Source organism: Amycolatopsis sp. NPDC005232, from assembly GCF_040607795.1.
Taxonomy (GTDB): domain Bacteria; phylum Actinomycetota; class Actinomycetes; order Mycobacteriales; family Pseudonocardiaceae; genus Amycolatopsis.
The window spans coordinates 1-6640 of the sequence record NZ_JBEXHL010000081.1 but is presented as its reverse complement, the minus strand read 5'-3'; the positions used below and the strand labels follow the sequence as shown (position 1 = coordinate 6640).

At 65.5% G+C, this 6640-nt stretch carries 7 protein-coding genes and 2 pseudogenes; 4 read left to right on the top strand and 5 right to left on the bottom strand.

Annotation, left to right across the window (positions count from 1 at the left end; genetic code table 11):
- The 3 genes and pseudogenes from ABZU76_RS51435 to ABZU76_RS51425 form a co-directional block, all read right to left on the bottom strand.
- A pseudogene (locus ABZU76_RS51435) lies at positions 1–449 on the bottom strand (hypothetical protein); the annotation flags it as partial.
- A 600-nt stretch (positions 450–1049) separates the two neighbouring features.
- Entirely contained in the window at positions 1050–1958 is a 909-nt protein-coding gene (locus ABZU76_RS51430; RefSeq protein ID WP_354885815.1) for an MBL fold metallo-hydrolase, read from the bottom strand.
- 182 nt (positions 1959–2140) lie between these two features.
- Entirely contained in the window at positions 2141–3391 is a 1251-nt protein-coding gene (locus ABZU76_RS51425; protein ID WP_354885812.1) for an MFS transporter, read from the bottom strand.
- 145 nt (positions 3392–3536) lie between these two features.
- On the opposite strand from ABZU76_RS51425, the gene ABZU76_RS51420 reads away from it, so the two are divergent.
- The gene (locus ABZU76_RS51420; RefSeq protein ID WP_354885809.1) at positions 3537–4466 is read left to right on the top strand and encodes a LysR family transcriptional regulator; all 930 of its coding nucleotides are present in this window, start codon (positions 3537–3539) and stop codon (positions 4464–4466) included.
- 73 nt (positions 4467–4539) lie between these two features.
- Here ABZU76_RS51420 and ABZU76_RS51415 read toward each other — a convergent pair whose 3' ends face one another.
- On the bottom strand, positions 4540–5376 hold the full coding sequence (locus ABZU76_RS51415) for an LLM class flavin-dependent oxidoreductase (RefSeq protein WP_354885806.1): 837 nt from the start codon (positions 5374–5376) through the stop codon (positions 4540–4542).
- A gap of 154 nt (positions 5377–5530) precedes the next feature.
- Complete coding sequence (locus ABZU76_RS51410) at positions 5531–5755, bottom strand: hypothetical protein (RefSeq protein ID WP_354885803.1); 225 nt, start codon at positions 5753–5755, stop codon at positions 5531–5533.
- Between the two features lie 271 nt (positions 5756–6026).
- On the opposite strand from ABZU76_RS51410, the gene ABZU76_RS51405 reads away from it, so the two are divergent.
- From ABZU76_RS51405 to ABZU76_RS51395, 3 genes and pseudogenes are all read left to right on the top strand, one after another.
- Entirely contained in the window at positions 6027–6269 is a 243-nt protein-coding gene (locus ABZU76_RS51405) for a hypothetical protein (RefSeq protein ID WP_354885800.1), read from the top strand.
- Positions 6266–6499 (top strand): DUF2180 family protein, encoded by a 234-nt coding sequence (locus ABZU76_RS51400; RefSeq protein WP_354885797.1) that lies wholly within the window; start codon positions 6266–6268, stop codon positions 6497–6499. Before ABZU76_RS51405 ends, ABZU76_RS51400 begins: the two co-directional genes overlap by 4 nt.
- Before the next feature lie 51 nt (positions 6500–6550).
- Positions 6551–6640: pseudogene (locus ABZU76_RS51395) on the top strand (GntR family transcriptional regulator); the annotation flags it as partial.

The following is a 6640-nucleotide window of genomic DNA, read 5'->3' as shown; positions in this document are numbered from 1 at the left end:
AGCGCGTCGATGATGGCGACGGTCTTGCCCGCGCCGCCGTCGGGCAGGTCGTAGGCGGCCTGGATGTCGGCCGGGCCGAGCGAGTCCGGCAGCGGCCCGGCGTTGCTGGTCAGCGGGCGCAGGTCCTTGCCCGCCTTGAACAGCGAGTTGCACGTGACCGTGTGCGGCTTCGGCTTGGCGGGGTTGCAACCGGTCCGCGTGTACAGGGCTTTCGGCGGTTGGGTGGGTGTCTTGCCAGGGATCGTCCGGGTGGCGTTTGCGGTGGCCGCCGGCTTTGCATCGCCGGAGGTGGCGGCCGCGTCGAGCGCGGTGTGGGTGGTGGCGGTCGCGGCGGATACGCCGGCCGTGGTGGCTTGGGCGTCACGGGAGGGAGGGCCGGCAGAGGTGACGCCGACTGCCAGTGCCAGACAGGCCAGCATGGATACCGCGAGCGCCGAGAGGCGCCTCATGGGGACTCTCAAGGGGATGCCTTTCTGCAAGGTTGCACGAGGTGAAGGGACGGGGTCCGTGATCCAGGGGCTCGTAACCGCCGGCTTCGGGTCCTGAGTGGATAGATCAAGATCCGACTCCTACGGCGAGGGACGGAATTCGGTCACAGGGGTGCTTCGTTATTCAGCGAACATCGACCGCTGGTCCCGGTTCTGGGCCACCGGCGGAGTATCCGAGCTGCCGGACGCCACTAGCCATAGGGCAGATGCCCTAATTTTCAGTGCTGAGCTCCTATGCCGGCGGCCGAATCGATCAACTGCCGGTACACAACGCCGGCCAAGCCGAACCAAGAAACCCCTGGCCAACTTGCCTGCGAAGGTCCCCGTGGCCAACGAACTCGTCGAGGTGTTCGGCCGTCAAGTTCGGGAACGTTGTCGACGAGCCAAGTTTCTGCCAGCCGAGAACACATTCACAACATGGAACAGTGCATTCATTTCAAGAATGTTTTTGTGCAGACAAATGCCCGATCAGCAACACTGATCGGGCATTTGCCTGAAAGGCGAGCGGCAGAGGCCGCCGACCTCTGACCGGCGGCGCCGGTGCCAGGTCGTCGAGGTCGGTCAAGATCGAGCGCCCGCGCCACCCTCCGTACTCAGTACCGCCGGGATGTTGACCTGGAAGTGGATGAAGTCGTACATGCTGTAGCTGCTGTATTCCTTCATCGCCAGCGCCTCCTGAATCTGACTGGCTGACATCCCCTTGTCGTGGGCGTCCTGGGCCAGGCCGTTCAGCTCCTCGATGTAGCCGATGGAGTGCAGGATGTCGGAGCGTCGCATGGTCCGCCCGTGGCCCGGAACGATGACCGTGTGGCTGTCGACCGAGTCGTGCAGGCGCCGATAGGTGGTGAGGGCCTCGTCGGCTCGCCCCTCCAGGAGCCACGGAAACGCCGGCGGCGGAGCCTGCAGCATGTTCCCGACGAACACGATGTTGTCCTCACGCACGCGGATGACCAGGTCACCGTCGGTCTGGGCGAAGCCGATGTGCTCGATGTCCACGTGCTTGCCACCCAGGTCGAGGGACGCCGATTCGGACACCGTCAGGTCTGCCGAGCGCGCCACTGTCTCCTCGATGCCCGAGTCCGCACCCAGCAGGCCGATCATGAAGGCGCGGTCCTGCTCGAACCGTTCGTCGATGACGCGCTTGGTTTCCTTGTGGTGGATGACGACCGTTTCCGCGGGGAAGGCATAGTTGCCGAAGCAATGATCGCCGTGGAAGCTGGTGTTGACCAGGAATCGGATGGGGAGCGAAGTCACTTTGCGCACCTCATCGATCAGCTGGGTGGCCAATCGGGCGTTGGCCAGCGACTCGACCACGAGCACGCTGGAGTCACCGACGATGAAGCCGGCATTGGTCGCCGTGTGGTCGGTGTCGTCGACGTCGGTCGCCATGACCGCGTAGACGCCGTCAGCAAGCTTCCGCGACTGCATCTGCACTTCGGCGAGTTCAAACGGCCGGTTCTTTTGCTGCATGTCATTTCCTTCGTCAAGTTTTGAAACTGCTGTTTTTCTGCGTTCTGCGTGTCGCTGCCGGACAGTGCCGTGGATGTGATCACGGCGGCGCGTGACGTCTCGGGAGATGGTAGTCGCTCTGGCTGCGAGACATGATTTCTCAAGCTTTCTGAAGTCGGGTTCCGTCGGTATTCGCCGGGAAACTAGTCGCGTCGGTGGGTATGTGCCGCCGTGACAACCGCGGCCACTGCCCCTGCGGTCAGAATCGAAGCGAAACCGACCATGGCCTGCTGCAGCGCGGCGTGCCGGATCACCACGCTGAACAAAATGGAGGGCAGGCCCATGCCGAGGTAGGCGATGGCGAAGAACATGGCCAGGACCCCGGCGCGGGAGCTCGGCTTGGCCAAGCGCACTGTCTCGGTCAACCCTCCCTTGAACAGCAGGCCCGCTCCGCCGCCGGCCAAGCCGGCAGCGATCAAGAGAAGCCATGCGTGCGGTTCGTAGAGCGAGAGAGCGATCAGCGCCAGCCCCATCGGGAAGAGCATCGAGCCGGTCGTGAGCAAACGGATGTGAGGAAGCCGTCGCAGCGCGATCTGAGCGGCAGCTGACGCGCCGAACGCGGTGAAGGGCACCAGTCCGACCACCAGTATCGAGGCAGTGTGGAGCTCTTCGCGGACGATGACACCGCTGAGGGAGGAGAAGAGCCCCAGCAGCGCGAGCGCGAAGAATCCGACCGCGGCCGCACCGGCGAAGGACGAACGGGCACCTGGAAGCAGTGCGAACCGTTCGGGTCGACCTTCCGAGTGCGCCGACCGCTCGACTGTCTCCGGCGCGAGCACCACGACCACGGTCAGCGCCGTCATCAATCCCGCGAGAACCAGGAACGACGTGTGCAGTGGCAGAGGCGCCCAAGCCGCCAGAACGCCACCGGTTATCGGACCGAGGGCGAGGCCACCCAGGTTGGCCGTGGTCGCCACCAGTCCTGGGAACGCCGACCCGCGCCGGGCGTGGTTGGCGTGCAGGTGGAGCTCACCGAGGTAGGCGGTCGCGGTGGAGGCCATCAGGCCGACCGCGAGCCCCGTCAGCACCCGCCCGATGATCAGCGCCGGCAGGACGGGTGAGGCGGCCATGATCCCGGCGCCGGCCACACCCACCAACAGACCGGATACCACACCGGCACGCCGTCCGAAACGATCGGAAAGGTGGCCGAGCAGGGTGAAGCCGGCCGCCGTGCCGAGCACCATGGCGGCGAAGGCCACGGTGACGGTGGTTGCGTCGAAGTGGTCACGCTGCTGGTAAAGCGGCCAGAGCGGTGCGGTCACCGTGGCGAAGGCCATGAGCGTGGTGAAGCTGGCGGCCACTGCCCAGAAGCCGGTGGTGTGCGACACCCGCGGCCGTGCGAAGAGGGCCGCTGCTCGTTCGGCCCGGTCGGCGGTCGGTGCGATGACCTGCATCTGCTGCCTCTCGTTCGAGGGCGCCCGGTTGCGCCTTCCTCGACAACACGGCTCCGGTTCGGAAACATGCCAGCAGCTGTGCGACTGATTCAGATGATGTCCATCTCCACTGGAGATAGGTCCGCGGGGAGGTGAGACTGGAGCGATGGAACTGCGTCATCTACGGCATTTCGTAGCCTTGGCCGAGGAAGGCACCTTCACGGCCGCTGCGGCCCGCGAGCTGATCGTGCAGTCGGGGCTGTCGACCTCGGTCCGCGCCTTGGAGAAGGACGTCGGCGCCCCGTTGTTCGTCCGCGGCACGCGCCCGGTGCGGCTGACGGCCGAGGGCGAGGCGCTCCTGCCGGCCGCTCGCCGCGCCCTCGACGCGGTGGAAGCTGTCCAGCAAACCGTGCGAGACGTGCACGGGGTGCTGTCCGGGCGGCTGCGAATCGGCGTGATCGAAACCAGCGGACACACCCTGCCCTTTGGGGCGTGGCTCGCGCAGTTCTCCCGGGAGCACCCTGCGATCTCGATCACGGTGCGCCAACTACCCGCGGTCAGGGCTCTGGAGCTGGTCGGGCAGGGCGAGCTCGACTGCGCTCTCGTGTCTGCCGTGCCGGGCCTCACCGCCGGCTTGCAGGTAGTGCAACTTCTCTCCGAACCGATGATGCTGGCCTGTTCGCCCGGCCACCGCCTGGCAGGCGCGACGTCAGTGGAGCTCGAGGACCTGGAGGGAGAGCGCTTCGTGGACATGGACCCCGGGTGGGCGGTCCGGGTGCTGGTCGACGACGCGTTCCGCGCGGCGGGAGTGACCAGGAAGATGGTGTACGAGGTCAATGAATGGGCGATCGCCCTGGGCCTTCTGGCCGCCGGGATGGGCGTCGCCCTTGTGCCTTCCGGGCTCGACTTCTCTCTGCACCCGGACACCGCAGGCTCTCTCCGCCTGGTTCCCCTCCGTGGGGCACCACTGACTCGCCATGTGGACCTAGTGCTTCCGAAAGGCCATGGTGCCGCCCCGGCAGCCGTCCGTTTCGCCCAGCATGTGTCCGCCTCGCGGCGACTCAATCTCACTCGCCGAGAGGCGACTCGAAGCTGACGCGGTGGGAGCAGCGACGAGACCTTCCCCGTCCCTCGGCTCCGCCCGAAGGCTGAGGTGGCAGCGCGCCGGGTCACGGACGAAAGCGGCTACCGGTCGCCCGCGCTCGGTGTTGGGCAGAAACGATCAGAGGGCCAGCTCGGCCAGCCTCGCGATCTCGTCGATATCGTCCGTGCCGGTGTTGAACATCAGCTCGTCGGCCCCGATCGCTTCGAAAATTTGTGATCGCCGCGCGAACCTTCTCCGGACTCGTGCACACGTTGTCCGTGATCATCCCGGCGATCTGCGGGCCGGCGACGCTGTAGTAGTCGTGGATGTTGGTCCTGCCGGCTTTGGTGTCGCCCAGACTGAAGTGCGCGAGGGCCACCAACCTCGGCTCGCCCTCGTTTCCTTCTTCATACCAAGCCTTTCGCGCGGCGTTGAAGTCGGTTTCGATCATCGGCGGCGGGAACGACGCACCGACGTAGCCTTCGCCCCACCGTGCCATCCTGCGGAACGACGCGGGTGCCGGCCCGCCGAATATCATCGGAACACGACGAGTTCCCGCGGGAACCGCCGCCTGCGCGCCACCACCGACCGGCTCACCGTCCCAGACCTTCCGGTATGTCTCCAGGTCGTCGTCGATGCGCTTGCCCAAGCCCGCCATCGGCCGATCCTCGACGATGAAGTCATCGGCACGGTTTCCGATCCCGAGGCCCAGGGTCAGCCGTCCGTCCGAGACGCCGTCGATGCCGGCAGCGACCTTGGCCAAGAGCACCGGTGGCCAGACGGTTCCCAGCAGAAGGCCACTGAGCAGCCCGATGGTCGTGGTGGCTCCTGCGGCGGCCGCCAGAGCCACTGTGTCGTCGACGCCCGGGTAAGCCGGCCTGCCCACTGTGGACAGCGTCGAGAACCCGGCCTCTTCGGCCATCGACGCCCACTGGGGGATCACCGCTGCGCGGACCCCTCGAACCTGATTCGGCAGACCGATGCCAATCTTAATTTTTCCCTTTCTGCAATGTAAAGACGCAGTTCAGATAAATGAGGAATTCTGAATTTCTTGACGATCGACACCGCGACTTTTGTCAGGCGTCGGCCGGTCGCGCACGAGGGGACTGACCGCGTTGATTCACCGCAACGGCGCAGTAACCGGACTGGGCGAGCGCGTGAATCACTTCCATCCAAGAATCAGCGAATTCGAGCCAGCCGCGCCGGAGAAAGACGAACTGACGACCAGCAGTTCCGGCAGCCAGTCCGTCATATCTTCCATATTCCAGCGTGATCGTCAGATTTTCCGCCTCCGTCTTCAACGTCGCCCTCCGAGCATTTCAGACCTTCTCGTAACCGGTTACGCGTCGGCTCGCAGGGAGGTGGCCCAGCGGAGGTCGGTCGCCACCGCCTCACCATACCCTGCCGCGCGCGGGGTGTTGTCGGTGCGATTTTCCCTGCAGGAACACGTCGGCAGGCGACGAATGATCGCGAATCGCCTGCATGCAGCCAATCTGCAAAAGTGGGGGTCCGTCCCTTCAGGCGCGCCTGTTACCGGTCAGACGGATCCGACGGTTGTCTGGACTGGCTCTGATGTCCCTGCCCGCCCGCGTGCTCGCAGTCATCATGGCTGTCATTGATCAACTAAGTAGCCACCACCTGGGTAGCCGCACCCTCTCCGCTGAGGAGCTCGACCGCATCGCGAACCTCGACGTGCTCGCCCTCGCCGACGGCACCTGCGATGTGATGTCGCACTGGTCCCGAACGAGAACATCGTTATCCGACGGAGACCTGCTTATCGTGGCTTCTCCCGCCGTTTTTCAAGGAGAACCATGATCTGCATTGACTGCGCGACACAAGGCATGAGCGAACCGGCCGTCGGGGTCTGTGTGCACTGCGGCGCCGCCACCTGCCTTGTGCACGTGGCCATCCAGACGTTGCCGGCCTCGGTGCCGGGCGTCGTGGCACCTCGCCAGGCCGGGCGCATGATCACCTGCGCCCACTGCGGCGAACCCCGAACCACTCCAACCCGCGCCCGGCACAAGGCAACTGCGATCGACCGGTAAGTCTCGTCATGCCAGAACGACGGGAGCCGCTACCGTCCAACCGGACACCGGCGCGCCGAGGAGACGATCGAGACGTCGCTCGCCGGCCCGCAGGAAGCCGAGATGCTCGGCGCGGACGTCGGCATGCCCGTGATGATGCTG